Origin of the sequence: Denitrobaculum tricleocarpae, from assembly GCF_007004665.1 — a bacterium.
GTDB lineage: Bacteria > Pseudomonadota > Alphaproteobacteria > Kiloniellales > Kiloniellaceae > Denitrobaculum > Denitrobaculum tricleocarpae.
Window position 1 is genome coordinate 87,275 of sequence record NZ_ML660064.1, and the last position, 24,376, is coordinate 111,650.

19 protein-coding genes are annotated in these 24,376 nt (G+C 59.2%); 7 read left to right on the top strand and 12 right to left on the bottom strand.

The window, feature by feature from the left end; genetic code table 11:
- Positions 1 to 36: 36 nt before the first annotated feature.
- Both mobA and fdhD read right to left on the bottom strand, forming a co-directional pair.
- Positions 37 to 696, bottom strand: a complete 660-nt coding sequence (mobA, locus tag FKG95_RS26545) for a molybdenum cofactor guanylyltransferase MobA (RefSeq protein WP_142899484.1) — start codon at positions 694 to 696, stop codon at positions 37 to 39.
- Positions 683 to 1,699 (bottom strand): formate dehydrogenase accessory sulfurtransferase FdhD, encoded by a 1,017-nt coding sequence (fdhD, locus tag FKG95_RS26550; RefSeq protein ID WP_142899485.1) that lies wholly within the window; start codon positions 1,697 to 1,699, stop codon positions 683 to 685. Before fdhD ends, mobA begins: the two co-directional genes overlap by 14 nt.
- A gap of 396 nt (positions 1,700 to 2,095) precedes the next feature.
- On the opposite strand from fdhD, the gene FKG95_RS26555 reads away from it, so the two are divergent.
- Complete coding sequence (locus FKG95_RS26555) at positions 2,096 to 2,980, top strand: C40 family peptidase (RefSeq protein ID WP_142899486.1); 885 nt, start codon at positions 2,096 to 2,098, stop codon at positions 2,978 to 2,980.
- A gap of 127 nt (positions 2,981 to 3,107) precedes the next feature.
- On the top strand, positions 3,108 to 4,112 hold the full coding sequence (gene moaA, locus FKG95_RS26560) for a GTP 3',8-cyclase MoaA (protein WP_246116912.1): 1,005 nt from the start codon (positions 3,108 to 3,110) through the stop codon (positions 4,110 to 4,112).
- Positions 4,113 to 4,273: 161 nt separating this feature from the next.
- On the opposite strand, the gene FKG95_RS26565 is transcribed toward moaA, so the two are convergent.
- The 7 genes from FKG95_RS26565 to FKG95_RS26595 form a co-directional block, all read right to left on the bottom strand.
- The gene (locus FKG95_RS26565; protein ID WP_142899488.1) at positions 4,274 to 8,275 is read right to left on the bottom strand and encodes a BTAD domain-containing putative transcriptional regulator; all 4,002 of its coding nucleotides are present in this window, start codon (positions 8,273 to 8,275) and stop codon (positions 4,274 to 4,276) included.
- Between the two features lie 308 nt (positions 8,276 to 8,583).
- Complete coding sequence (locus FKG95_RS26570) at positions 8,584 to 9,642, bottom strand: DUF6352 family protein (protein ID WP_142899489.1); 1,059 nt, start codon at positions 9,640 to 9,642, stop codon at positions 8,584 to 8,586.
- Position 9,643: 1 nt separating this feature from the next.
- The gene (locus FKG95_RS26575) at positions 9,644 to 10,171 is read right to left on the bottom strand and encodes a DUF6505 family protein (RefSeq protein ID WP_246116913.1); all 528 of its coding nucleotides are present in this window, start codon (positions 10,169 to 10,171) and stop codon (positions 9,644 to 9,646) included.
- A 1-nt stretch (position 10,172) separates the two neighbouring features.
- Positions 10,173 to 10,841 carry a biotin/lipoate--protein ligase family protein gene (locus FKG95_RS26580; RefSeq protein WP_179954300.1) on the bottom strand — a complete coding sequence of 223 codons (669 nt, stop codon included), beginning with the start codon at positions 10,839 to 10,841 and terminating at the stop codon, positions 10,173 to 10,175.
- Between the two features lie 167 nt (positions 10,842 to 11,008).
- Positions 11,009 to 12,076, bottom strand: a complete 1,068-nt coding sequence (locus FKG95_RS26585) for an ABC transporter ATP-binding protein (RefSeq protein ID WP_142899491.1) — start codon at positions 12,074 to 12,076, stop codon at positions 11,009 to 11,011.
- Positions 12,073 to 14,289 (bottom strand): ABC transporter permease, encoded by a 2,217-nt coding sequence (locus FKG95_RS26590; protein WP_142899492.1) that lies wholly within the window; start codon positions 14,287 to 14,289, stop codon positions 12,073 to 12,075. Before FKG95_RS26590 ends, FKG95_RS26585 begins: the two co-directional genes overlap by 4 nt.
- Positions 14,290 to 14,384: 95 nt before the next feature.
- Entirely contained in the window at positions 14,385 to 15,437 is a 1,053-nt protein-coding gene (locus tag FKG95_RS26595) for an ABC transporter substrate-binding protein (RefSeq protein ID WP_142899493.1), read from the bottom strand.
- A 290-nt stretch (positions 15,438 to 15,727) separates the two neighbouring features.
- Here FKG95_RS26595 and FKG95_RS26600 point away from each other — a divergent pair, with 290 nt between their 5' ends.
- On the top strand, positions 15,728 to 16,531 hold the full coding sequence (locus FKG95_RS26600; protein WP_142899494.1) for an inositol monophosphatase family protein: 804 nt from the start codon (positions 15,728 to 15,730) through the stop codon (positions 16,529 to 16,531).
- A 32-nt stretch (positions 16,532 to 16,563) separates the two neighbouring features.
- Here the strand turns inward: FKG95_RS26600 and FKG95_RS26605 are convergent, their stop codons facing one another.
- Positions 16,564 to 17,136 carry a hypothetical protein gene (locus tag FKG95_RS26605; protein ID WP_142899495.1) on the bottom strand — a complete coding sequence of 191 codons (573 nt, stop codon included), beginning with the start codon at positions 17,134 to 17,136 and terminating at the stop codon, positions 16,564 to 16,566.
- A gap of 222 nt (positions 17,137 to 17,358) precedes the next feature.
- Between FKG95_RS26605 and FKG95_RS26610 the strand changes: the two genes are divergently transcribed.
- Complete coding sequence (locus FKG95_RS26610) at positions 17,359 to 18,213, top strand: MurR/RpiR family transcriptional regulator (protein ID WP_142899496.1); 855 nt, start codon at positions 17,359 to 17,361, stop codon at positions 18,211 to 18,213.
- Positions 18,214 to 18,219: 6 nt separating this feature from the next.
- On the opposite strand, the gene iolG is transcribed toward FKG95_RS26610, so the two are convergent.
- Positions 18,220 to 19,212 carry an inositol 2-dehydrogenase gene (iolG, locus tag FKG95_RS26615; RefSeq protein ID WP_142899497.1) on the bottom strand — a complete coding sequence of 331 codons (993 nt, stop codon included), beginning with the start codon at positions 19,210 to 19,212 and terminating at the stop codon, positions 18,220 to 18,222.
- A 203-nt stretch (positions 19,213 to 19,415) separates the two neighbouring features.
- Here iolG and FKG95_RS26620 point away from each other — a divergent pair, with 203 nt between their 5' ends.
- From FKG95_RS26620 to arfB, 3 genes are all read left to right on the top strand, one after another.
- Positions 19,416 to 21,326: a bifunctional 5-dehydro-2-deoxygluconokinase/5-dehydro-2-deoxyphosphogluconate aldolase gene (locus tag FKG95_RS26620; protein WP_142899498.1), complete on the top strand. Its 1,911-nt coding sequence runs from the start codon at positions 19,416 to 19,418 to the stop codon at positions 21,324 to 21,326.
- 248 nt (positions 21,327 to 21,574) lie between these two features.
- The gene (locus FKG95_RS26625; protein WP_142899499.1) at positions 21,575 to 22,213 is read left to right on the top strand and encodes a GntR family transcriptional regulator; all 639 of its coding nucleotides are present in this window, start codon (positions 21,575 to 21,577) and stop codon (positions 22,211 to 22,213) included.
- 46 nt (positions 22,214 to 22,259) lie between these two features.
- The gene (gene arfB / locus FKG95_RS26630) at positions 22,260 to 22,679 is read left to right on the top strand and encodes an alternative ribosome rescue aminoacyl-tRNA hydrolase ArfB (protein ID WP_142899515.1); all 420 of its coding nucleotides are present in this window, start codon (positions 22,260 to 22,262) and stop codon (positions 22,677 to 22,679) included.
- A gap of 10 nt (positions 22,680 to 22,689) precedes the next feature.
- Here arfB and FKG95_RS26635 read toward each other — a convergent pair whose 3' ends face one another.
- On the bottom strand, positions 22,690 to 24,333 hold the full coding sequence (locus FKG95_RS26635; RefSeq protein ID WP_142899500.1) for an acyl-CoA synthetase: 1,644 nt from the start codon (positions 24,331 to 24,333) through the stop codon (positions 22,690 to 22,692).
- Positions 24,334 to 24,376: the final 43 nt, after the last annotated feature.

The window sequence follows — 24,376 nt, forward strand, 5'->3', positions numbered from 1 at the left end:
CTGCCGGGTTACTCCGTCAGGGGACGACAGCGGCGTTTAAAGTGCCGCCGCTGCAAAAGTCTCCGCCTCCAGCAAATCATCGGGTCGATTGGTGTTAAAAAAAGGATCAAGCGCGCCGGCTCCGGTTTCCACTGGCTCGAAGCCGACGGAAACGAGCTTGTGCCGCGCCGTCCAGAGATCCACCTTGCGCAGACTCTCTTCCACCACGGCCTGACGCAGATCTTCGCGCAGCGCCATCGACCAGAGCCCGAAAACCGGATGGCTGCGCCCGTTTGATTCGGCGCAGACAAGATTGGCCCCCGCCCTTTCGGCGGCCGCAAGCATCACCGGGACCATATCCCTCGGAAAAAAGGGCGCATCGCTGGCAAAGCTCGCCATCCACTCCGCCTTCGGGGCGTGAGCGGCAACCCAATCCATACCGGTGAGGATTCCCGCCAGCGGACCCGCGAAACCCTCGATCACGTCCGCCGCGACGGGCAACTTGTAGTCCGCAAAGCGTGCGGGATCGCCATTCGCATTCAGAACCAAAGGGCCGACCTGAGGAGCGGCCCGCTCAATGATCTGCGCCAGAATAGGCCTGCCGCCGAGCGGCCTCAGGCATTTATCGCCACCCCCCATGCGGCGTGATTGACCGCCCGCGAGGATGACTCCGGCAACGGCGGGAACATTCTGCTTCAAGGTCTCAGGACTCGTCATGGCTGCGGCTCGACTTGCGCTGATGGCGTTTATCCTCTTCACCGGCGGCCGAGGCATCGAAGTCGTGCTCGATCCGGTCCAGACCCGAGAGCGCCAGGAAGCGCTTGCCTTTGGAGCGGCCGATGAGAGTGAGACCGGCCTGGCGCGCCAGGTCCACACCCCAGGCCGTGAAGCCCGAACGCGAGACCAGAATCGGTATTCCCATCTGCACGGTCTTGATGACCATCTCCGACGTCAGGCGGCCTGTGGTGTAGAAGATCTTATCCTCCGGCGCGATATTCTTCAGAAACATGTAGCCCGCGATCTTATCGACGGCGTTATGCCGGCCCACGTCCTCCATGTAGAGCAAGGGACGGTCTTTGACACAGAGGGCGCAGCCGTGAATAGCGCCGGCCTCAAGATAGAGGCTGGGCGCGGAATTAATCTTGCGGTTCAGGCTGTTGAGCCATGACGTTTTTAAGAGAGCGTCGGTCGAAAGCTCGATGTCCTCGAATTTCTCCATCAGGTCACCAAAGACCGTGCCCTGCGCGCAGCCGGAAGTCCGGGTCTTCTTTTTGAGCTTTTCCTCGTAGTCGGTTTCCCGCTCGGTGCGGACCACGACCAGTTCCAGCTCCTCGTCGTAATCGATATCCGTGATCACATCGTCCGGGCGCAGCATGTTCTGATTCAGCAGATAACCGACCGCCAGATAGTCCGGATAGTCGTTAATCGTCATCATGGTGACGATTTCCTGACCATTCAGGTAAAGGGTCAAGGGGCGCTCCACAACGACCGCCGTTTCAATCGCCGTGCCGTCCTGGTCGATCCCCGAAATCCGCTCAGTCAGGCGCGGATCAGACGGATCGGGCCGCACCAGAAACTCGCTGAGAAGTTCCGGATCCTTGAGCTTCGCCCGCCCTCTCGCAGCGGAGCCAACTGTCGCCGCATTGCCGGCTGAAGTCCGACTGCCCGCCGGTGTTACCGGGGCCGCCTCCTTCGCATCGTTCGGGGATTGACTGCTCATTCAGAACCTTACTTCCATCCAGTTTTATTTGATCCCGGTCCGGTGCAACAAATAGGTGCCTGATCGGGCTTTCGCAATGAGATCACAGACATCCGCACCCGCACAAGGCAAGGCTGCAGCCACAAGTTAAATCACAGATAAGCTTCTTACAGGCCAAGAACCCGCGGTACTCACCAGTTTAATAGAAAAATACAATGGAACAGCGGAGCGATTTTTTCATTACAGCTATTGGAGAAACCGGTAAAATTAGCGAAATATTGAGGCGGATAGAGTCTGATCGTTTGAGCTAAATCAGTGAAAACGCGGCGCAGGCTCCTTATTGTGCAGGTAGACAAGGGTTTGCGAATTTCGCTGTTTTAGGTCAGGAACGATCGTGCTCAAGAAAAAAAGTGCCTCATGTCAGTTGCCGTAGATTCAAAACTGGACCCGCGGGTGAACTGTTACCGTGACGACCTCGCAGCCAGCTATCTGGAAGGCAAGGTAGATTCGCGGCGTTTCGTGATGGGACGTCAGGCACAGGTCGTGCAGTGCGGTGCACCGCTCCTGCGCAATCCAAGCGCGGACAGTCCCCAAGACAGCCAGCTGCTGGTCGGCGAGACCGTCCAGGTTTACGATGAAGCCGGTGGTTATTCGTGGCTCCAGAGCGAATTCGACGGCTACGTCGGCTACGTTCGCACCTCCGCTCTGCGTGACGAAGTCACCGAGGCAACCGATTGCGTCAGCGTTCTTCGGAGCTTTCTCTATCCGGAACCGGATATCAAAACCCCGCCGATTGCGACCCTCAACATGGCTGCGCAGGTGACGGTCAATGATCAGTATCAACGTTTCAGCCTGCTCTCGACCGGCGGATGGATCTATTCCGACCACCTGATGACGATCGATGCCCATGAGCCCGATTTCGTGGCCACAGCCCTGAGATTCCTGGAAATGCCCTATCTCTGGGGCGGTAAAGGCAATATGGGGATCGACTGCTCGGGACTGGTGCAGGTTTCGCTCGCCCGCAGCGGCCGGGCCTGCCCGCGTGACACGTACATGCAGGCAAAGACGCTGGGTATCGAAATCCCCGGAGAGGACGGTAACTATCCCATGCGCCGCGGCGATCTGATCTACTGGCCGGGCCACGTGGCCATCGTTCTGGACCAGGAAACGGTCGTTCACGCCTCGGGACACCACATGCTCGTCACCATCGAACCCTGGCGGGATGTAGACGAACGAGTCCGCATCGAAACGGGCGGCAAAGGAATAGAGGTTTTACGACGTGTTCCTCAATCAAACGGCTAAAACCCGCGTTTTCCCACCATGCGGAAAATCTGCGGAATTCTACCTCCGGGAGCCATAGACTCCTTGAGAATATTCAGTAAAATGCCAACATCAAACGCAAGAAAAGCGTATTTCACGGGAGCTCATCTTGTCGGCGCCACTGATCGATCCCTTCCAACGCAAGATTAACTATCTGCGCGTTTCCGTCACCGACCGCTGCGATTTCCGCTGTGCCTACTGCATGTCGGAAGACATGTCGTTTCTGCCGAAATCCGAGGTTCTGAGCCTGGAAGAGCTGGAACGTCTCTGCGAGACTTTCATTCATCTCGGCGTCAAGAAGCTTCGCCTGACCGGCGGGGAGCCCCTGGTCCGACGTAATATCATGCATCTGTTCCGCGGGCTGTCGCAGCATTTGAAAAGCGGCGAGCTGGAAGAGCTGACGCTGACCACCAACGGCAGTCAACTGAGCCGCTTCGCGGACGAACTGGCGGATCTGGGCGTGCGCCGGATCAACGTGTCCCTGGACACCCTGGATGCCCACAAATTTGCCGCCATCACCCGCTGGGGCAAGTTCGACAAGGTTATGATGGGCCTCGATGCCGCCAAAAAGGCCGGGCTGAAGGTCAAGATCAACACCGTCGCGCTGAAAGGCGTGAATGACGACGAGGTTGATAAGCTGATCTCGTGGTGCGGCGACGAAGGCTTCGATCTGACCTTCATCGAAGTCATGCCCATGGGCGATATCGGCGAAGTCGAGCGGGTCGATCAATATCTTCCGCTCAGCCAGTTACGCGCCAGCATCGAGCAGAAATGGACGCTCAACGAGAGCTTGCATAACAGCGGCGGTCCCGCCCGCTATGTCGACGTAATTGAGACCGGGCAACGGATCGGCTTCATCACGCCCCTGACCCATAACTTCTGCGAAAGCTGCAACCGGGTCCGGCTGACCTGCACAGGCATGCTCTATATGTGCCTCGGTCAGGAAGACGCGGCCGATCTGCGCATTCCCCTGCGCGAGAGCGACGATAACGCGGTCCTAGAAGCCGCCATCCGCGAAGCCATCACGCGCAAGCCGAAGGGTCACGACTTCATCATTGACCGCGAACACAACCAGCCTGCCGTCGGCCGCCACATGAGCGTTACCGGCGGTTAAAAGGCACCCGCAAGTTCCTTTGCGCTTTCGGGCGCTGTGTGACGGTCATGCCGGGTTCCGCGGCGCCAAGGTCCTGCGCTACCAAGCGCCACGGCTGCTACATTTAGCCAGGGGTGCCAAGGCTTGCCGGGAGCACCAAGTCTTGCCGGGAGCGCCGGGGTCTATAGTGTCGCGCCGCTCAGCGCGTTGGCCTCGGCCAGTGCCTGCTGCAGGCGGGGTATTGCGGACATCAGCCCGACGCGCTCGGCATCCTCGCTCAGTTCACGCAGGCTTTCCAGTTCAGCGCCATCGCGCAGACCGCGTCCGAAGTCTGCAAGTGCGCGTCCCCGGGCCACGTAGAACGCACTCCAGGGCGTAGGTTCGGTTCCCTTCGAATAGGCCTCCAACGCATTGGCATAGCGATCCGCTTCATCCCAGTCGCCGCCATCCAGGGCCGCGTCAATGGCGTGCTGGTAAAAATGCAGATAGTTATGGCTGACACAGCGTTCCTGCAACAGCACTTCGCCCTCGATCAGCGCCCACTTTCTGAGCGCCACGTCCTTGGTCTCGACGGCTAGCGCGGAAAGGATCCATGCGGCACCGTAGGTCCGGGCGCTGGAAGCCACGCGATAGGCCTCTAACAAGCGTTCTTCGATCGATTCGCCGTGCCCCAGCCTGGCCAGCGACTGCATCTTGTGCATGAGGCTTTCCCCCTCGAAAACGCTCGACCCCAACTGCTGCGCCAGCAGGTAAGCACGCTCAACATGCTCATAGGAACCCGCGGGGTTTCCCATGTAGAGCATCGTCGGACCGATGACCAAGTGCGCCAGCATCTCCGCGCGGTAGTTATTGACCTGCAGGGCGATCTCAATTGCCCTCAGCGCGTCTTCTTCGGTCCGTTCAAGATCGAGCAGATAAAAAGCAATGATCGCACGCATAGGCAGGTTCGTGCAGAGCAGTTCGCGGACGTTCTCCCGCTCACAGAGACCGATGCACTTGTCGAAGTAGCCATAGGCGGTTTTGAACCAGCCGCGCTGGTAATAGGCGTCTCCAAGTCCACTCAGTGCCCGCGCCTCATCCAGCACCGAGCCGCTGCGCTGCGCCGCGAGAATTGCGCCCTCATGCGCCTCAAGGCACTCGTCCAACCGGCCCAGCGGGAAGTAGACGGCACCGGTCAGGGAATAGATCCGCGCAAGGCTGCGGTCGTCAGCGCAGTTCAGTGCCGCCTCCTCGGCCTTGGCAAGCACATCCAGGGCCTGATCAAACTTGCTGATCAGACGCAGGCCCTCCGCCATGCCTGTCCAGGCACGGCATTTTTCGGCATCGCTCTCGGCATAACTCAATGCGCGTTCATAAACCTCGACAGACTTGCTGACACTGCCCGGCACGCGCAGGAGGAATCCGCTGAGCAGCGAGAGATCATAGCTCAACACCCGGTCGCGCGACCGCTCCAGCCCGCGCGACGCAAGTTCAAGCGCGGTGCCGAAATGATACTTCGCGGCTGAATGACGGGCGGCCTGCAGGATCGCGGCGGCAGCTTCCGGGCTCTCGGCCCGGTCCAGATGATCGGCGTAGAGAATGGCGTTCTTGCCCTCGAAAAGCTTCGATGCCTCGATATGCATCTTATCGCGCTCGGACTTCAGAATGGCACCGTAGATGGCCTCGTGGATCAGCGCATGGCAAAAAGCGAATTCGTTGTCACCTTCGGGACGCAGGATCGCGATTTCCGTAAGATTCGCGCAATTGTATTCCGCATCGCCGAGGACTTCTCTCAGATCGGCAAGACCGAAGCGTTGTCCCAGGACCGAAGCAACGTTCAGAGCATGTTTTTCGCGGGCGGACAGGACGTCCAGGCGTGCCAGAACAATGGACTGGATCGAGCCGGGCAGTTCTCTGGTCTCATGTCCGTAGGCGCGCAGCAACTGATCCAGGAACAAGGGGTTGCCCTCTGAGCGCGCGATGCAGGCCCGCGCATAGGCGTCGTCGACATCCAGGTACTGGCGGGACAGCACCGCGCATTCGTCACTCGACAGCGGCATCAAGTCCAATGTCGTCAGGGGCACGCCTTGCGCACTTGCGCGCCAGCTGCGGTCCAGAGGATCTTCGATGACACGCGACGTCATCAAAAGAATGACAGGCGCGTCTCGCAACTGAGCAGCAACGCCAGCGAGGATCGTAAGTGTGCGGTCGTCTGCCCAATGGATGTCATCAACCAGAATCATGACCGGCTGCTCCAGGCAGCGGCGTTCGATCAAGCTGGACAGGAGCTGGATTTTGCTGCTCAAGCGCGATGCATTTTCAATCGTTGTATGAAGCGATTCAAGTTCGGCCGGCTGTTGCATATCCAGGAAGTCGTAGAGAAAAGCGCGGGCATCCTGAGGCAGCCAGCCTTTCACGACAGCATCTTCGAAAGCCGCGTCGACGGCTCTGGCCTCGGCCCCCCATGGGAGGTCAAGAAGGGACAGGGCCAGGTTCTTAAGGGCCCCACGGCCACGTTCGGAACCGAAATCCTGGAGGCGTCCCATGTGGCAGTCATAACCTTCCCGCCGTGCAATCCTCTGCAACTCGTTCGATAAACGGCTTTTGCCGATACCGGCCTCGCCGCGCAGATAGACCACGCGCCCTTTGCCTGACTGCACACAGCTGCGTGCAATGCCCGCGAATTGCTCCAGTTCAACCTCCCGTCCGACAAAGCTTGTCTCCTGGCTTTCGTCCCGCTCCTGCCGCAGTTGAACCAGTCGCCAGGCTCTGGTCTCGCTCGGGATACCGTGGATCAGCAGGCCATCCATCAGCTCGCCCTCCACCGCATGCACGACAGACTGGTAAAAGCTATCCGACACGATGATCTCGGAGGGTCCGGCGAGGTCCTGCAGGCGGGCCGCGAGGTTGACGGATTCCCCAAGCACCGTATAGGCACGGTGCAGGCGGCTGCCGGTCTTGCTCGCAATCACCTGTCCACTGGCCATACCGACATGAACTTTCAGCTCATGACCGACTTCCTCGGACAGCGCCGCGATACGCTGACGGATTTCCAGGGCTGCGCGCATCGCCCGTTCGGAGTCATCGCTGTGGGCCACCGGCGCCCCGAAGATCGCCATGACGTTGTCGCCCATGTGTTTGTCGATCGTGCCGCCAAACTGTGTGATGACCTCGTCGGTCACGTCGAAGTAGCGATTGAGCAGCCGATGCATGTCTTCCGCCCAGAGCTGTCCGGACAGAGCCGTAAAGTTCGATAGATCGGCAAACATCACCGCCACATGGCGTAGTTCAGCCGCCGGCGCATCGGGTTGCGGCAGGTCGGTGGCCCGCCGCCGGCGCTCCGGACCTTTGAAAGCTCCAGCGGTCTCGGGACGGGCAGCGGATGGCTGCCCGGATGGTTCGGTTTCGCCTGGCACTGCCTTTGGAGCCTGTACAGGCTCTGCAACTGCGGTGCCGTCCGCTTTCGCACCATAGCGCCGGCGGTCCAGGATCTTCCGTTGAAGCGCTTCTGTCTCGTTTGCCGGCGCGACGTCCAATTCCTTGCGCAGTACGTCCTTGCAGATCTGATACTGGCGCAGTGCATCGTTCAGCTTGCCCTGATCCGCAAGCAGGCTGATGAGCCTGCGGTGCCCCTCCTCATTGAGCGGGTCGTGACTGACAAGGGCGGAGGCAACCTCGACGGCGCGGTCCATCTGACCGTCAAGTTCCAGCAGCTCGCCGAGGCGCTCCATCGCCCCCAGCGCCATCTGGCAATAACGGCGTTGCTCGCTGACGAGCCAGTCCTCGAACTCGGGCGCGGTAACGGTCAGGTTCTGCAGCAGATCACCGCGATAAAGGGCGATGGCATCCGTCAGATTGCCGATGGTGTCATCTTGAACGAGACGCTGAAACTCCAGGGCATCGACCGTGACGGCCGCCTCGTTCAGAGTCACGAATTCGCTGTCCGACCGCAACGCATCGGCGTCGTTCGGCGGCAGGCATTTGCGCAGCGTCATCAATGCCTGACGCAGGCTGGACCTGGCCTGGGCGTCACCGCTGTTGCCCCAGAACAATGAAGCGAGCATGTCGCGGGATTGGGGCATGCCCTGTGTCAAGGCGAGATAGCTGAGCAGCGCACGCGCTTTCTTCGCCGACACGGCAATCGGACGGCCGTCGTCGGTTTCGAAACGGAAACCACCTAAAAGCTGCATGCGCATGCTGGGCATTGTTTGTTCCTTGCACCCCTCTTCCGCTTAACCAACACGGCGGGTGCGCCGGATATTCCATTTACACAAAAAAAAAGTTGTTCCAGGGACTGCCGGTCAGTCTGCCGGAGAGAAGTATCTTAAAATCTGCGGTTCCCGCGTCTCTTCGGCAGGCGGGATCACATACCGCAGACCTCCCACTATACTTGATCAGGCCTCAGAATTCCAACGCACTGAACTGCAGACCTCGCCTTTCACGTGAAGTTCCGAACTTCATGCACGCTTTGATCTACATAACGCCGGAGTGAAACAGCCGCCAGCGATGCACCTTATACCGCCCGGGCAATGGGCAGGTTCATCAAGAGGTTCTGTGGCTTCAGCTTCAAGAGTTCGTCAGCCGTCATGGCCATGCCCAGATAAACCGGTTTGCCCTCCAGGTCGGGCCGCATGTCGCCGGCATCCTTGAATTCGAGCCGGAAGAGACTGAGCAGGCGTGCGTTCCGCGACTCCTCGATCTCCTCGCCGTTATAGAGATCGTTCAGGATCTGATTGGCTTCCGCATCCAGGCCGATATGCCAGGACCATTTGGGGTCGCTGATCTGCTGAACCGGATAGATCGTCACCTCGACGGACAGGAAATGGAAAACCCAGGCTTCGAGCACGCGGCAAAGCGCATCGAGCCCCGGCCGGGTAAAGCTCACATCGATCACCGTGTCGAAGCTGTCGCTTCTCGGCCAGTAGATCTCGGCGTTCTCGGCACTGAGCACATCCAACTCGACGGAGCGCATGGGTGTGGCATTGTCGGCAAGCAGTTTGCCCAGAGATCCGAAGCCGCCGTCGCGGGTATACATCTCGACGATTTCCTCATCCGCCAACATGATGCCGCTGTCCTGGATGCTGACTTTTTGGCTCCGAAACAGCAGTTCCGCCGCCCGCGCACGGAAGGCGTCGTTCCGGCCTTCGAGAATAGTCCGCAGGATGGCATGGACCATCTGATCGATGAAAAGCGGCGGGACCGTGACGGCATTGCGCAGGATTTTAAGATAGGCTGCCTCCAACGTCTTTTCGGCGATCAGGACGTCGCGAAAGTCCAGGACGATCTGATAGTTATCGCGCGCATCCGGGTCCTGAAGCTCCGCGAGCCGTGCTGCGGTCACCTTTTGCCGGGGATCCTCCAGAAGCTGCGCGTGCAATGCCTGCTCCGACTTACAGGATTCCTCGACGATGGCCATCTCCGGGCGCTGGAAGAACGCGCGAAGGTATTCATTGGTGACATAGAGCCGCCCGTCTTCGCCGCGCCGCAGTAAATGATAGCCGCTCGTCAGCCAGAATTCAGCATCCAACGACGGCGGCAACTCCGCACCACCCGCTTGTTCGTTCTGTTCCATATCAACTCTCGTTCTGGAGGGCGTCATCGTCGGGATCGCTCTCCTGTTCGACGATTTCCCAAATCTTCGCGTGCGACTTCGGACCTTCCGGGGTAATGACCCGGAAAGACTCGACGATACCCCGGTCTTCGAGTTCGCGCGACACCGCCAGCAAGGTGTTAATGGGATGATCGCACAGGCTCGCGGCAAAGGCAGCCTCTTCCTCGGCAGCGGGCCGAGCCGCGGCCATATCCGGTGCGCCGTAGTGCTCGACAAAATGCCGGGCCAAGAGATCTATAATGCCCTCATAACTCTCCCGGTCGATGTCCGTCACGGTCACAAGCGTCGAACGGCCAAAGGACTCCAGGCCGAGAAAGCCATGGGCAAAGGCCTGACGCGTTTTCCCCTGCAGATCCTCCGGAGTCAGTTGCGAGAAGGCAAATGCCCCTGATACAGCCCATTCTCCGGGCGCCGCGGCGGACTCAAAGACCGAAACGTCCGATTCGTCGAGGCGTATGCTGCGCGGAAAGCGCAAGGGCTTCTCGGTCATGCTATCGGGACACCCAGCTTGGCCCGGCCAACGCGTCCGACAGCGGTCTTGTCTTACTCCCCTCGCGACAGAGTCCCCCCTGGGAGTCGATCTCTTTTTTGGGCTCCTCGCTCTGTTTCAGGCGCGCCAGCCACGCCAGCCGGACGGGCTCAAACCCCTCCTCCTGCCAGCGGTGGACCCAGGTCAGAAAGTGACGGGCAAAACTCTCGGTAAGCTGATCGGCCGTGATATCGCCACAGCCCTCGTCGTAGAGTGTCGTCTCGTTGACTTTGCGCCCCGGCGCGTCGTCCGTGAGATCCATCTGGACCGCAATGCTGAAGCCGATCACCAGCCAGGCGGGAACCTGATCGTCGTCCTCGACTTCGGCCATAGCCACGCGGAAACCACCCACGAAGCCTCCATTCACATCGACCGCGTCCGGCCAGCGAAAGTGAACCGCGAGCACAGGCGGTCCGATGGCGCCCAGAGCATCGCCGAAAGCCACCATGGCCAGAGGCAGCATAGTCAGGGATTCGGCAACCGGCGACTCAGGCTCCAGCACGATGGCCAATTCGACCCGGTCCAAACGTTGAGACCAGTGAAAATCGCCGGCCTCACCCTCACCGGAACCGGCCGCGGCGACCGCTGTTTCAAAGGGATCTTCGCCGGGCGCGAGGCGCTTCAAACTCAAAAGTGGCGGTAACTGAGGATATTGCAAAATGATCGCTTCCCGGTCTTTTATGATGGGCCGCCGCCTGTTTCCAGCCAGCGCGGTGCGATCTTTCACAATCAGGAGGGGATTGTCCAATCTATTGGCCGAATTCTCCGAAAAATACGCCGATTCTATGACCCCGCCCCTCAGCTCCCAACCAGGGTCACCCCCTGTTGAGACAGACCGACCGAGACATCGCTGTCTTTTGCAATGGGCCGGGCGACGTCACCAGAGATCACGAAGAGCTCACCGATCGGCGTTTCGACGCTGTATTCGATATGACTGCCCAGATAGGTCGCTTTGCGCACAACGCCTCTCGGGCTCTCGCCCTGCACTTCAGTTTGCAGCGTAATCGCCTGAGGACGAATGGCGATTCGGACCGAGCCAGTCTCTAAACCTCTGGCGGGCAGCCTGAGCCGGATATCCCCAAGCGCGACCAGCGCTTCCGTGCCCTCGAGCGAGAGGATTTCCGCGTCGAGCAGATTGGCATCGCCGATGAAGTCAGCCACGAAGAGATCGGCCGGTTCGTCATAGAGTTCACGGGGCGAGCCTTCCTGTGCGATACGGGCCTGGTTCATCACGATGATCCGGTCCGAGACCGCCAACGCCTCCTCTTGATCATGGGTCACATAGACCGACGTCAGGCCGAGCTTTTGCTGAATCTCCCGAATTTCTTCCCGGACCCTACGCCGAAGCTTGGCATCGAGATTCGACAGGGGTTCATCGAACAAAAGAACCTGCGGCTCCAGTACCAGTGCCCGCGCCACCGCAACGCGCTGTTGCTGGCCGCCTGAAAGCTCACTCGGCAGCCGGTCGCCGTAGCCCTTCAGCCCCACCAGTTCCAGGCCGTCGTGCGCGCGCTCGCCGACCTCCTGTTTCGCCAGGCCACTAACGCGAAGACCATAGGAGACATTCTCGAGCACAGTCATGTGCGGGAAAAGCGCATAGGACTGGAAGACCATACTGACATCGCGATCCGTCGCGGGAAGCGATGTCACCTCTTCATCGCCGATCAGAATCCGGCCATGAGTCGCCATTTCCAGACCGGCAATCATACGCAGCGTCGTTGTCTTGCCGCATCCGCTCGGCCCCAGCAGAGTCACCAGAGAGCCTGCTTCCACGCGGAAGGAAACCTGATCCACGGCCACCACCGGACCGAAGGCCTTGGTGACCGCGTCAAAGCTGACCGATGCTGCTTTACTCGCGATTGTCATGCCGCCTTACTCTCCGCAATTGGTGATGCAACACCGCTATCTTGGTTTCGCCGTTTGATGCGCCGTTCTCCAACTGCGAACTGCACCATGGAAATCGCCACAAGCATGACCAGGATCAGAACCGACGAATAGGCAATCGCGAGGCCGTAATCATTGTTCTCAACCCGGCCGATAATGTAGGAGGTCGCCATATCGTAGTTCGCGCTGACCAGGAAAATCACCGCAGAGATGGCCGTAATGGCGCGCACGAAACTGTACACCAAAGCCGCGACGATGGCGGGACGCAGCAAGGGCAAAATGACTTTCCGCACAGTGGTGAAACTGGTCGCGCCCAGGGTCAGAGAGGCTTCGTCGAGGCTCTTGTCCAGCTGGCTCATGGAGGCGATGCCTGCCCGGACCCCGACCGGCATGTTCCGGAAGATGAAACAGATCACCAGAATGACACCCGTGCCGGTCAACTCGATCGGAGGAACATTGAAGGCCAGAACGTAGCTGACACCGATGACCGTGCCGGGAATGGCGAAGCTCAACATAGTGCCGAACTCAAAACTATCCTTGCCCGCAAACCTCTGCCGAACCAGCAGATATGCGGTGACCAGACCAATGCCGGCGGTCAGTGGCGCCGACACGCCCGCGATGATCATGGTGGTGAAGAAGGAATTCCAGGCCGATCCGGTCCAGAGCATGCCGCCCTCTCCTGATGAGACAGAGAATGCCGCGATGTAATGGCGCAGCGTCAGGCTGTGGTCCCTGCCCCAGGTTTCTACAAACCCGCCGAAGACGATCATGACATAGATAATGATGGTCAGGACGGCCCAGGGAACCGCGGTTCCGTAGACAAGCCAGGTCAGACGTTTGGGCAGGTAAGGATGCGTGCCCGAATCACCTTTGCCGGTCACGGTCGTATAGGACTTCTTCCCGAGCCAGCGGCGCTGAGCATAGAAGGCAGAGAGCGTGAAGCCCAACAAGATAAGCGCCAGAACGGCCGCACGGCCCTGATCGTTCTGTGCCCCGACAATGGCGAAAAAAATCTCGGTCGAGAGCACATCATAGTTCCCGCCCAGAACCAGCGGATTACCGAAATCGGCCATGCTCTCGATAAAACCCAACAGAAAAGCGTTGGCGAGCCCCGGCCGCATCAAGGGAAGCGAGATAGTGGTAAAGGTCGTCCAGCGGTCGGCACGCAGGGTCTGCGCGGCCTCTTCCATAGAGGGACTCACACCCTCGACAACACCAATCAGCACCAGAAAGGCGATGGGCGTGAAGGCCAGCATCTGCGCGAACCATATGCCCGGAAGACCATAGATCCAGCGCCCCGCGGGAATGCCCAGAAGATCGCTCGCGAACTGGGTCACGCTGCCCGAGCGGCCGAACAGCAGAATGATGGCCAGGCCGATGACGAAGGGGGGCGTGATGATCGGCAGAACTGTGAGCGCCCGCAGCAGCTTCTTGGCGCGAAAGCGCGTCCGTGTGACGACGAGGGCAAAGGCGAGCCCCAGGATCGTCGTGCCAGCTCCCACCGTCACTGCCAGAAACAGGGAATTCCAGGCCGCACCGCAGGAGACGTTGCCGCTCAGACAGCCCAGACCCCAGATCTTCTTATCGAAAAACTTCGTCAGGAACACCGAAGGCGCATAGAGGCCCGCGTCATCCTTTAAAGCACTGAGGAGGATCTGAATGACCGGGAAGAGAATGAAAATACCGACGAGTGCGATGACCAGCCCGATGGAGCCGACCACGAACACATCGCCGTTGATCGCACCGCGGGCCGCAATTCCCTGGGTCAGAAAAAACAGGAACCCCGCCGAAGTCAGCAGCGCCCCGTAGCCGAGGCCGAACTGGCGCCGCTCCAAAGGGCCGAAAAGCTGCTCGAGGCCCGCGAACTCCCAGCCGTCGATCCCGATGGAAAAACCCTGGAGGCCGACATAAGCAAGTCCGCCGAGCCCAGAGATCAGGAGAATACTTGCGAAAAGCGGATCGTTCTTGGCCCGGCCGATCAGCCCCAGAGGCAAGAGCAGAAAGAAGCTGATCGGGGCCAGCCAGATCTTATCGTCCAAAAAGACCTGAAGAATACCGGGCGCATAGTCCCGGTCAGCGGGGTAGCCGTCAAAAAGCCATTCGAAAATCCAGAAGCCGTCCTCTATGGCGTACCACGGCAGGAGCGCGTAACCGAGCCAGCCCACGGCCAGCCATAGAGCAACGGTTCTGTTCATCAAGGAGACGGTCTCTCAAAGCTGTCTGAATTGGGCGTCGCCAGGGGCTGATCGGGGCCGACCGGGCCAGATCCGGCCGATCAGCCCCTCGCAGCTCAACGCGGCAGAGACTTTACTTCGTCGTCCCACTTCTTCAGCAGACGCTTGCGCTCCGCCGAAGATCCGTACTTTTTAAAGTCGTAATCAATCAGCTTGATCTCATCGAGTTTCGGCGCGCTTGGCGAAGAGTCGGCGGCCTTGTTCGACATGACCTGGTAGGCCTTGACCTCCAGGGACCGCGACTGAACAGCCGACGTGAGCGCCCAGTCGTAGAACTTCTGAGCGCTTTCGGGATTGCGGGCGCCCTTGATAATGCTCATGGATCCGATCTCGTAACCGGTACCCTCCGAGGGGGCCACGACATTGATCGGAAAGCCGCTGACCGCCTGTTTCACCGCGTCATGCATAAAGACAATGCCGATGGTGGTTTCGCCACGGGCCGCAGCCTTGATCGGTGCCGATCCGGATTTGGTGTACTGGTTGATGTTCTTATGCAGGGCCTTCATGAACTCGAAGCCCTTTTCCTCCCCGAAGAGCTGAACGATGGTCGCCAGCGTCGTATAGGCCGTGCCGGAGGAATTCGGGTTCGCCATCTGAACTTCACCCTTGTAGACAGGATCCGTCAGATCCATCCAGCTCGCCGGCACCGGCAGGCCTTTCTCCTTCAGCAGTTCCGTGTTGTAGCCGTATCCCAGACCGCCGGCATAGATCCCGATGGTCTTGTCGTTGGCCGAGGCGGCCTGACTGAGCGCCCAATCATGGAGTTCACCGCGCATGGGCGAAACATAGGCCTCGGTCAGTCCCTCCTCCGCCGCCTGCAGATGAGGGTCGCCGGTCCCGCCCCACCAGATGTCACCCTTGGGATTGCGGGCTTCAGCCTTGATCTGGGCGAAGGTCTCCCCCGAGCTCTTACGGCTCATGGCGACCTTGATACCGGTTTCCTTCTCGAAAGCCTGCACCATCAGCTGGCACCAGTCTTCCTGGGCAGAGCAATAGTAGGTGAGCTTGTCGGCTGCGAAGGCCGTCGATGTTGCGAAGCCTGAAAGGGCGACGACTGCAGCAGCCGCCGCGCCGAAAAGCCACTGCGAGCTGCGTGTTGTTTCATTCATGATTCATTCCTCCCTGTTGGCGATATTACTTTTTATTTTCAAACCGTTATTTGAAATCTCTATCGCCGTTTATTATGATGCACCCCTTCAGGGAACCTTTGCTCCTGTCTAAGGCGCCGGTACCGGATTTGCGGAATTCGTTTTCCACGAAGTCATAGGAATGGAATATCGTTTCCATACACATTGCAATAAAATTGTCATAAAACTGTAATCTCTATTTTCTTGTACCCGCCCCTGTTCACACCGAGCGTAGACCCGTCACCCTGGTCACGGATTCAAAGTTTCTTTCAATGACACGCAATTCCAACGAACGACGGCTTGAAGTGGCCTGCGAGGTTGCACGGCAAGCCGGAAAACACGCCCTCTCCTACTTCGCCGACCGCAGCAGGCTCAATATCGAGGGCAAGGGCGTCCAAGACATGTTCAGTCAGGCGGACGTGGAGACCGAAGTGCTCATCCGTGAGCAGCTGGCGGCCGCCTTTCCCGATGACGGCTTTTTCGGCGAGGAGACCGAGCCCTCCGGATTGGAGTCTTCAAACGGAACCTGGGTCGTGGATCCGATCGACGGAACCGCCTGTTTTGTCGTCGGTATTCCAACCTGGTGCGTCTCGATCGCCTTCGTCCGCAACAAAAGGATCGAGATCGGAGTCATCTACGATCCCAACAGCGACGAGCTTTTCTCGGCCTCTCATGGCCAGGGTTCATTCTTGAACGGTCAGGCCATAGCCGTCGCGAAGGCGCAAGACTTTACCGGCGGCATGACCGGGTTCAGCTTTTCCCACCGGGCCACGCCGCAATCCATCACGGGCGTGCTGGAGAGACTCCTGAGCCAGGGGGGAATGTTTTACCGCAACGGATCCGGGGCCCTCACTTTGGCATACGTCGCCTGTGGCCGGCTCAATGCCTTCTTTGAACCCCATATGAACTCATGGGATTCCAGTGCAGGCGTTTTGCTCATCAGAGAAGCCGGTGGCTGGGCGAATGAGACTCTTGAGGGCGATGGCTTGGTCAAAGGTGCGCTGGTGATGGCAGCCGCGGACGGGCTTGCCGGGTCTTTGAAAAAGCTCATACTCGGTGACGAGACTTCATCCTAAAGACCTGATAAATGTAGGCGCCGCGAGCCCACTTAAGTCTTCTTGTCAAAAAACGCCACGATTCGGTTCTGCTGGGTTTCGCTCAAGGTCGGCCAGAGCTGATCCATGTTCACTTTGACCTCCTTGGCGCCCGCCAGATAGGCCTTACCGTACCAGATATAGGCCAGCTCGCTCAGCTCATCCTCGTCCTTCCGCTCGGGACTGAGGCCCTGCGCGTACATCCAGGCAATCAGCTCCATGGCCTCCTGTTCGCCCGCTTTGGCCTGCTCCACGAGCATTTCGACGTCTTTCGATGACGCCCGGCCCGATTTTACGCGCTTTGCCAGCGCGGTGCGGGCCGCAATGATGTCGGCCGCCGCCTTTGCCGCGGCTTCGCGCTCTTGAGCCGCCTGCTGCCGTGCCGCCAAGACGCCGGCAATGGACTTGGGCACCTCGACTTTTCCAGGGAGTTCGTCACACCATTCGGGCGTTTCGCCATAGCTGGCACAGATAAAGCGCTTGGTCAGAATATCGGCGCCGCGCCAGTAATCCTCCGTGTAGGATACCGCCTGGGCCGGCGTCACCTGAAGCGCGCTCCATAGAAGTGCTATCGAAATCAAACGCATATCAACCGGCCGCTTCCTGCGATCCCGTTTCGCTCCATCAGAGAGCTTAGCCCTCTTGAGGGCGGAATACTGCCGTTAAAACTTTAAGATCGCGTTTTTATCCAATTGATTTTAAATAAAATTTTATCTTCTTCACCTTGAGGAATCGGTTCTCGATTCTGGCGTTTGACGACACATTCCATTAAATTGGAAAAATCATTCCATTTCCTCTGCCGGAAGATCATGTCCCAGACAACACCGCCTTCAAGCTACGAAGACCTGCGCAGGATCATCTCGACAAGACACGATGGCTTGAGCAAGCGCCTCAGTCAGATCGCGGCTTTCGCCCTGGCCAATCCCAACGATATGGCGCTGGAAACCGTCTCGGAAATTGCCGCACGCGCTGCAGTCCAGCCTTCCAGCCTGATTCGCTTTGCCAAGACCTTTGGTTTCGATGGCTTCAGTTCCATGCAACGGGTGTTTCGCGAGCGCCTGACAGAGCGGCAACCAAGCTACCGGGAACGCATCAAAGCTCTAAAAGAGCAAAGCGACGCGCCGCTGACAGCCATCACCGTCCTCGACCGCTTCACCGAGGCCGCATCCCACGCACTCCATCACCTGCGCGAAGAGACCAAGCCGGAATTGCTGGAGCGGGCCATCGAACATCTGGCCGAAAGCCGACAGACTTACATCATGGGGCAGCGCCGGGCCTTTCCGGTCGCAGCTTACCTCAACTACATGCTCAGCCACCTGGGATGCCGGGTCTCGTTGATCGATTCAGTGGGCGGGATGGCTTTCGAACAAGCGCGAAGCCTTTCGTCCAACGATCTGCTTCTTGCCATCAGCTTTCAGAGCTATGCCCCTGATACGCTTGCGATTACGACCCAGGCCCGTGAACAGGGAAGCAAGGTCATCGCCATCACGGACGGCCCCCTCAGTCCGCTTGCAGCGTTATCGGATGTCTGCTTCGAAGTTGAGGAAGCACAGGTCGAATCTTTCCGCTCGCTCTCGGCCTGCATGTGCCTGTCTCTGTCGCTCGTCGTCTGCCTGGGTTACCGCCTGGAGAAGACCACAGACTTTGACCGTCTCTTTGCCTAAGACGCCTCACCAAACCAGGGTAACGGTGCGTTTTTCCTTGAAGGACTGAAGGGCCGCATCCGCCAGACGCAAAGCCGCGTGACCGTCGTATCCTCCCGGACTTGGCTCGGTGCTGGAGGAGACCGCATCGATGAAGGCATCGAGTTCGGCTTTATAGGCGGCTGCATAGCGTTCCAGGAAGAAATAGAGAGGCTTATCTCGGGAGACACCGTCCCCGGTCGCGGCTTCCACCGTCGTCGGCCGGTGGTTTTCGGCGCGCAGCATACCTTTGCTGCCCAGCACCTCGATGCGTTGATCATAGCCGTAGGCCGCCCGGCGACTGTTGCTGATCTGGCATAGGCGTCCACTCGCTGTCCGCAAAGTCACCAGGGCAGTATCCACATCACCGGCTTCGGCAATGGCTGGATCAACCAGGCAACTGGCTGTGGCGGCGACCTCGACAGGCTCCTCGCCCAGAAGCCAGCGCGCCATGTCGAGGTCGTGGATCATCATGTCCCGGAACAAGCCGCCTGACACCTTGATATAGTCGATTGGCGGGGGTGCAGGATCCCGGCTGGTGATGCAGACCATTTCGACTTCGCCGACTTCCCCTTCCGCAAGCCGCCGCTGCAGCGTGGCGAAACTTGGATCGAAACGCCGATTGAACGCCAGCGCGAGAGGGACACCCGCCTCCTTCGCGACCTCCAGGCAGCTCTCGACCCGCGTCAGGCTCAGATCGATCGGCTTCTCGCAAAAGATCGCCTTCCCAGCCCGTGCCGCAGCTTCGATCAGATCCGCATGGGTGTCGGTCGAACTGGCGATGATCGCGGCGCCAACAGCCCGGTCGGCCAGGGCCGTCTCCGTCGAGACGACTTGCGCGCCATATTTATCCGCCATGGCCCGCGCCGCCGCCTCGTTGACGTCCACGACATAACGCAGCGTCGCCCCGCTATGAAGGGCGATGTTATCGGCATGAATTGCGCCGATCCGACCGGCGCCAAACTGGCAAAACTCGAGCACTTTGAAGTTTCCTTGTGACAGGGACCTGATGCAGCATTTTACCCTCTCCGCTCATCCCTGTCGGAGAAAAACCGGACTGCGTCATTCGCTCTATCAAAATTTCTATTCTCAACTTGATAGTCAAATAGAATTTTTGTTTCATAACCCTATTATCCGGGCCAGCGCAAACGCTGGGAGTTAAAGCCAAGTGGGAGCATAAGAGCATGACGGAGCGCCGCTTCGATGTCATCGGAATGGGCCGCGCGGGGGTCGACCTCTATGGCGAACAGATCGGCGGCCGCCTCGAGGATATGGCGAGCTTCGCCAAGTACGTCGGCGGCAGTCCTTGCAACACCTCAATCGGCGCTGCCCGCCTCGGCTTGCGGCCGGCCATGCTGGCGCGTGTGGGCGATGAGCATATGGGCCGTTTCATCCGCGAGACCCTTGATGCCGAGGGGGTCGATACGAGTCATTTGAAAACCGACAAGGAGCGTCTCACCGCGCTGGTCATCCTGGGCATCCGGGACCGTGAAACCTTTCCGTTGATATTCTACCGCGAGAACTGCGCGGACATGGCCATCGATCCTGCCGACTTCGATCCGGCCTTCATCGCCGACTCCAAATGCCTGCTGGTCAGCGGCACGCACTTTTCCACGCCCCAGGTCGACAATGCCAGCCGCACCGCCATGCGCTACGCGCGCGAAGCCGGAACCAAGGTCGCGCTGGACATCGACTATCGCCCCGTCCTCTGGGGCCTGACCGCGCGCGGCCTCGGCGAGCAGCGGTTCGTGGCCAGCGACACGGTCAGCGAACACCTGCAATCCATTGTGCCGGACTGCGATCTGATCGTCGGCACGGAAGAAGAGATCCATATCGCGGGCGGCAATACGGACACGCTGACCGCTCTGAGGCACCTGCGGACGCTGACCGACGCCGTTCTGGTGGTCAAGCGCGGCCCCATGGGCTGCGTCGTCTTCCCCGGTGCCATCCCGCAGGACATCGAAGACGGCATCAAAGGTCCGGGCTTTCCGATCGAGGTCTTCAATGTGCTGGGCGCAGGCGATGCCTTCATGGCGGGTTTCCTGCGCGGCTGGCTGCGCGACGAAGCTTATGAAACCTGTTGCGCGTACGCGAATGCCTGCGGCGCTTTTGCCGTGTCCCGGCATGGCTGCTCGCCGGCCTGTCCCAGTTGGGACGAACTCTCCGATTTTCTGGAAAAAGGCAGCCCGCACTTTCGGCTGCGCGACGACGCTCGTCTCGAGCAGCTGCACTGGGCCAGCAATAGGGCGAAGGACTGGCCGGAGATCTGTGCCTTTGCATTTGACCACCGTATTCAGTTGGAAGCGATTGCCGAGCGCCACGGCAAGGATGAGAGCGCGATCAACCGCTTCAAATTGCTGGCATGGAAAGCCGCCGAGAACGCGGGCGTCCTGCGTAACGAAGGCGGCGGTATCCTCTGCGACGGGCGCCTTGGCCAGGACGCGTTGGATGCCGCAAGCGGCAAGGGCCTTTGGATCAGCCGTCCGATTGAACTGCCGGGGTCTCGGCCGCTCCGCTTCGAAGGTGGCGGTAACGTCGCAGCCACCCTCAGGGAGTGGCCCGTGGAGCACTGCGTAAAGTGCCTGGTTTTCTATCACCCTGATGATCCGGAGAACCTCCGGTCGGATCAGGAAAGCAAACTGCAAATGCTTTTCGAAGCCACCCGCAAAGCCCGCCTCGAACTCCTGCTGGAGGTCATCCCCCCGAACGGGAGTGACGTGGACACCAAAACCGTCGCGCGTGCCATGCAGCGGTTTTATGACATCGGGATCTTTCCCGACTGGTGGAAGCTGCAACCACCCAGCGCCCAGGAAGGTTGGGAAAACATCGCGCGCGTCATCGCGCAAAACGATCCTTACTGCCGCGGCGTCTTGCTCCTGGGCCTGGATGCCCCCGAGACCGAGTTAGAAGCTGCGTTCGCCGCAGCCGCAAAGAATGAAGTCTGTAAAGGCTTCGCCGTGGGCAGAAGCATTTTTGGTGTGCCAGCCGAAGCCTGGTTTTCGGGCGAAGCGAGCGATGACGATACGATGTCGGCAATGTCGGACAACTATGCGCGGCTCATCAAGCTATGGCGCAAGAATCGCGAGACTGTTTAAACGACTATAGCCATAATTGATTGATAGAGATGCATTTTAAGACTTTCTGAAACAAGTAAACATCCTGCACACTCAAACAGGACTCGTCACTGCCGCTCAAACAGTAGAAATGAAGCCAATGACATGCAGATTACTTAGTGATAGTGAATACAAACAATTTACGACAACACACTAAATCGTTTGAATCGTATGATTACTCATAACAATTCCGGGTTGATTATATCTTAACCACGTCACATGATTGGGGCATGCGCCGCCCGCCGACACGACAGACGTCCTCCACAGCCCTCTGGCTTTCGGAAACTTTGCGTCACGCCATCATTATGGGAACGCTGCCGCCGGATGAAGTGATCCTGGTCGACGAAGTCGCGGAAAGCTATGAAGTGAAAGCCACCGTCGTTCATGAGGTTTTTGCTCTGCTGAAACGCGACAATTGGATCGACTCAGTCAGCAGGCAGAGTGCCGTGGTTTCCCCCCTGAGGGCGAAGGAGGCCATCCAGCTCTTTGAATCCCGTGCGGAGCTTGAAGTCGAGGCCGCACGGCAATCCTTTCCAAAGCTCACCAAGGACCAGGTGCTTGCTGCCGAGGCAGCCTATCGCGCCCTGCAGAATGCCATCGTCGAAGACCGGTCAAATGCCCATGTCGCCTTCCACCTTGCTCTCTACGCTGCCGCGGATGAGGCACTTATCAGAGCTGTAGAAGAGAGGATCCGCGCATCCGAGCGCTATCTTTGCTTTAAGCGTGCCGTCTTGAACGAAATCGGGACCGAACAATCGGAACACCTTGAACTGCTCCATGCCGCGCGGATCAGAGATGTCGCACGCGCCGAGCGCGTCATAGACGCGCACATCTCAAACTGCGGACGGCTGATCGCGCAAAAGCTCTGACGGGCAAGAACTTTCGTCAGAGGAAATCCTGTTCTAAGCTGTGACCATGATTGAGATCACCGAGCGGATTCACCTCGATCCTTCCGAGGTCGAGGAAACCTTCGTCCGCGCTTCGGGCCCGGGCGGTCAGAATGTCAACAAGGTCTCAACCGCGGTTCAGTTGCGCTTCGACCTCCGCCATTCGCCGTCTCTGCCCGCCTATGTGCGCGAACGCGCACAGCAGCTGGCCGGCAAACGTTTGTCCAAAGACGGCGTTCTGGTTTTGACCGCCGCGCGCTTCCGGACCCAGGAAAGAAATCGGGAAGACGCCGTTGCGCGTCTGGTCGAGCTGCTCAGAGAAGCCTGCGAGCGCCCGGCCTACCGGCGCCCGACCCGGCCAACGCGCGCATCGAAACAGCGGCGGATGGATTCCAAGACCAAACGCGGCTCCATCAAAAAGCTCCGCAGCCGCAAGTTTGACGATTGACCCCCTCACCTCAGGCTTGACCGAGCGCCCTTGCCTGCTCCCGCAAAACGTATTTCTGGATCTTCCCGGTCGAGGTTTTGGGCAGATCCGTGAAGACCACGGTCTTGGGACACTTGTAGTGGGCGAGGTTATCGCGGCAAAACTTGATGATCTCGGCTTCAGTCGCCTCGGCACCTGACTGTAACGCTACGAAAGCGCAGGGCGTTTCCCCCCATTTCTCGTCCGGCCTGGCGACCACCGCCGCCTCCGACACCGCCGGATGTTTGTAGAGCACGCCTTCGACCTCGATGGTCGAGATGTTCTCGCCACCGGAGATTATGATATCCTTGGAGCGGTCTTTGAGTTCGATATAGCCATCGGCATGCATAACCCCCAGATCGCCGGTATGAAACCAGCCGCCCCTGAAAGCCGCGTCCGTCGATTGGGGGTTCTTCAGATAGCCCTTCATGACCACGTTGCCGCGCATAAAGACCTCGCCCATGGTCTCCCCATCCCAGGGAACCGGCTCCAAACTGTCGGCATCGGCCACCATAAGACCCTCGAGGACCGGATAGGTCACGCCCTGGCGCGACTTCAGCCGGGCCTGCTCCTCCATTTCCAGGTCGTCCCACTCTTCATGCCAGGCACAGACGGTGACCGGACCATAGACTTCAGTCAGGCCGTAAACGTGGGTGATTTCGAACCCCTGCTTCTGCATCCGCGCCAATACCGCGGCCGGCGGTGCGGAAGCTGCCGTCATCATCTTCACCTTACCCGGTAAGGGACGCCGGTCCTCCTCAGGAGCCGAAATCAGCAGTCCCATCACGATTGGTGCCCCACAGAGATGCGTCACGCCGTTGTCTGCAATCGCGTCGTAGATCGCCTTGGCTTCGACACGGCGCAGACAGACGTGGGTGCCGGCCATTGCCGTGATGGTCCAGGGAAAACACCAGCCGTTGCAGTGAAACATCGGCAGTGTCCAAAGATAGACCGGGTGCTGCTCCAGGGACCAGGTCAGCACATTTCCCATGGCATTCAAATAGGCGCCCCGGTGATGATAGACCACGCCCTTCGGATCGCCTGTCGTACCGGAAGTGTAGTTCAGGGAGATCGCCGCCCATTCGTCGCTTGGCGGTGACCAGGGGTCCGCCGGATCCCCCTCGGCCAAGAGGGCTTCATAGTCTTTTTCCCCTATCAGGCTGCCGCTCTCAGCCAAAGGGTCGTCAATGTCGATGACCAGAGGTTTCTCGTCGAGCAGTTTCAGGGCCTCGGTCATCACACCCGAATACTCCCGGTCGGTGATCAGGACCTTGGTCTCGGCATGCCTGAGGGTGAAGGCAATCAGCTCCGCGTCCAGGCGTGTGTTCAGAGCATTGAGAACCGCCCCCGCCATTGGGACACCGAAATGGGCCTCCATAATCTCCGGAACGTTCGGCGCCATGATCGAGACTGTATCCCCGACGCCGATACCGCGCTTGCGCAAGGCCGAGGCGAGGCGCAGGCACCGGATGTAGGTCTCCGCCCAACTGCGCCTGATTTCGCCATGAATGACCGCGAGGCGGTTCGGATAGACCGAGGCGGTGCGCTTTATAAAGGACAGGGGCGAAAGCGGTTCGTAGTTGGCTGCGTTCTGACCCAGACCACGCTCGTAGATACTTGCGTTTTCCTGCGACATTTCCATCTCCCTCTCTGCCTCGGCGGTGCCAGTTTTTTCGTTG